Genomic DNA, 2,703 nt, shown 5'->3' on the forward strand with positions numbered 1-2,703 from the left:
GACCGCTCAATGGTCACGGCTGCCGGGCTGTGGAACTTCTATCTGGAGGCGGCTTAGGGGCAAGATACAAAATCACCAGCCCTCAACAACAACTGAATCAATTCCTCACTGTTTCACAACAACTCTAGTGGCTACGAGGGATATTTCTGTCCTGGCACCACTTCTGAGGAAAGATATGGTGAATGTCGAGCTTGCGCTCTTCCCAATCCGACTCGTCTAGATTGCGGATGGTAGATTTCCAGAAAAAGTCCTTTGCGCCCTCCCGCTGCACCAAGACGCTGATGCCTTTATAGGCGGCGCTGTTGCGGGTGGAAATATTGTAGAGGCGAGTAGGCTGGAATCTGGCATCGCGCACGGTGGTTAGGTTCTGGGGCGTCGTCCTGTTTAACTCAGTCCATTAGCCCTTGCAGGTCTAGGGCGAAGCGCGTTTCGATGGCGCTGCCCCAGGAGTGGCAGTTATTGCGCCGTAAGTTCGCCCCGAAAAGCCGTGCTAAAACACCGCCAACGATTCACCAAGCGATGCTCTAGATGGCCCAACTGGGAGGCTTCTTAGCCCGTAAAGGCGATGGTGAGCCAGGTCTCAAGACGTTATGGGGTGGCTACACCAGACTCCATCACATGCTAGAAGGAGCTCGCCTTGTGACCAAAACCTAGCAGGCTATGGCATTGACCGACTTTTACGTAACGGATAGCCTTTTTAAGAGGGGTAAAAGTCCTCCTTAAAAAGGGGGATTTAGGGGATCTCCACTTTCGCTACAAGAAGTAGGACTTTTCAAACATCCTCTTAACCTGTCGGTCGGTGACGACCAAAAGCTAGCGGCAACAATAGCCGATCGCGGTGGGCATTGGGCACTTTTGTAAACACACGAGCTTGGCGATTAACAGCCGTGAATAGGTGGTTTGGGGGGTTTGTGGTAGGTAATTCTGATTGACCCAACAGCAAAAAACCGTGGTCGTTCAAACTAAAGTGAAAACGGGTCAGCGCCCGAATTTGCGATTCTTGAGTGAAATATATAAAAGTGTTGCGACACAGCAGCAAGTCAATGTGCGAAAAAGGAGGAGAGTGAATTAAATCGTGGCGAACAAAAACCATAGAATGACGCCATTCGTCTCGCCAGCGATAGCCATAATCGCTGGGTTCAAAATACCGATTTAGCAATTTTGTCGGTATGCTCTCAGCGTGAGAGGTTAGATAATTGCCTCGACTGGCCTGGCGCAAGGCCTTGTTATCAATATCAGTGCCATAAATTCGTACCCGTTGCTGAAATTGTTCTCCCCCTAGGGCCTCTACTAGCAGCATGGCCAACGAATAAACTTCTTCACCTGAAGCGCAGCCTGCACTCCACACGCGAATTGGCTGATCGGGCAATGTATCGGCAATAAGCTTTGGAATGGCGTGATCGGCTAAATAGTTCCACACCAGGGGGTCTCGAAAAAAATGAGTAACGTTGATCAAAAAAGTATCTAAAAATTGACTTATTTCTTTCGGATCTTCTAGCAAGTCGCGGTAGATACGATAGCTTTTGACCCCTAGTTGCCGCATGTGTGCCTCAATCCGACGCCCCAAAACAGTACGCTTATAGTCTGCCAAGTCAATGGAGCAAACGTGATTGACGTGGTCGATTAAATCATCTAACTCGGTGGCCGTTGGCGCTGTAATTAAGCCATGGTTGAGGGGAGATTCTATGGTTAGCATAGGGCAGACCTGCGGGGGTTCTATTCAGTCTTAAACTCAACCTTGATGGCTACCAGCTTAGAAGATCGGCATCCTAGTTGTCTGTTCGGTTTTGACTGAACCCGGTTCAAATTCAAAAGAGGGCATTACTGAACGGGAGCATGACTTGTGAGTAGGGGCGTAGGCGCAGCTAAGCCAAAGGCTTTATGGGCTCGTTCCAACGTCGAACCTGTCCTAGACTTAAGGGAGGTTTACAATGTTATTTTTTTAATCTGGCCAAGATTTAATGATTAATGTCGCCCATCCCCCCTTTGTTTGGGCCAGAAGTGCATCGTTGACGTTGGGCCTAGAATAATTGCACAGCTCTTTGTCCGCTGGTCTGCTCTATCCTATAGCTATGGATAATCAACTGCTTGCCTCGCTGCCCGATCAGCTATACGAAAAGCTGCAGCCCCACCTACAAACAGTCAGTCTAGAGCAGGGCAGGCGACTACACGAGCCCGACGAGGTGATTACAGAGCTGTACTTTCCCCTTGATAGCGTGCTCTCGATCACCCTTACCCTCGCTAATGGCAGCACGGCTGAAACGGGCATTGTCGGTAAACGCGAGGTAATCGGCATTAATGCCTTTATGGGGGGGCGAGAGACTACCCAAACGACCTACATTGTTCAGGTTGCCGGCAGTGCCATCAAGATCAATGCAGACGTGCTGCTAAAAGAATTTGATAGCAACAAGCAGATGCGTGACGTTATGTTGCGCTATACCCAGGCCTTTATTGCCCAAGTGCTTAGTGGTGCAGAAAACTTAGGGCAGTCTCACCATGAGAATGTGAGGACCTTAGCGAACTCAATGCGACAGTCTAGGGCGTCTCGCTTGCATTGAGAGGCGCAAGCGGGCGGTGGATTGCCCTTAGGCAAGGCTTGGAGGATGGGCAAGGGCAAACGCTCGTAGCAAAGCCGAGCCAGTTCCCGCAAACCGAGTTGCAGAAAACTCAAGCCCCGGTCGCCATGCCAATCCAGACGACTCC

4 protein-coding genes and 1 pseudogene are annotated in these 2,703 nt (G+C 50.2%); 2 read left to right on the plus strand and 3 right to left on the minus strand.

Annotation, left to right across the window (positions count from 1 at the left end; translation table 11 throughout):
- Positions 1-124 precede the first annotated feature (124 nt).
- On the minus strand, positions 125-355 hold the full coding sequence (locus tag IQ273_RS32330) for a hypothetical protein (RefSeq protein ID WP_194027176.1): 231 nt from the start codon (positions 353-355) through the stop codon (positions 125-127).
- 173 nt (positions 356-528) lie between these two features.
- Between IQ273_RS32330 and IQ273_RS32335 the strand changes: the two genes are divergently transcribed.
- Positions 529-654, plus strand: coding sequence for an IS4 family transposase (locus IQ273_RS32335; RefSeq protein WP_397199175.1), 126 nt, complete (start codon positions 529-531; stop codon positions 652-654).
- A 130-nt stretch (positions 655-784) separates the two neighbouring features.
- Here the strand turns inward: IQ273_RS32335 and IQ273_RS32340 are convergent, their stop codons facing one another.
- Positions 785-1,696 (minus strand): protein-glutamate O-methyltransferase CheR, encoded by a 912-nt coding sequence (locus IQ273_RS32340; RefSeq protein WP_194027177.1) that lies wholly within the window; start codon positions 1,694-1,696, stop codon positions 785-787.
- A gap of 376 nt (positions 1,697-2,072) precedes the next feature.
- Between IQ273_RS32340 and IQ273_RS32345 the strand changes: the two genes are divergently transcribed.
- Positions 2,073-2,558 (plus strand): Crp/Fnr family transcriptional regulator, encoded by a 486-nt coding sequence (locus tag IQ273_RS32345; protein WP_194027178.1) that lies wholly within the window; start codon positions 2,073-2,075, stop codon positions 2,556-2,558.
- Here IQ273_RS32345 and IQ273_RS34245 read toward each other — a convergent pair.
- Positions 2,492-2,703 (minus strand): annotated as a pseudogene (locus tag IQ273_RS34245) (IS4 family transposase); the annotation flags it as partial. The gene IQ273_RS32345 and the pseudogene IQ273_RS34245 overlap by 67 nt on opposite strands.

The sequence above is a fragment of the Nodosilinea sp. LEGE 07298 genome (genome assembly GCF_015207265.1).
In the GTDB taxonomy this organism is placed as follows: domain Bacteria; phylum Cyanobacteriota; class Cyanobacteriia; order Phormidesmidales; family Phormidesmidaceae; genus Nodosilinea.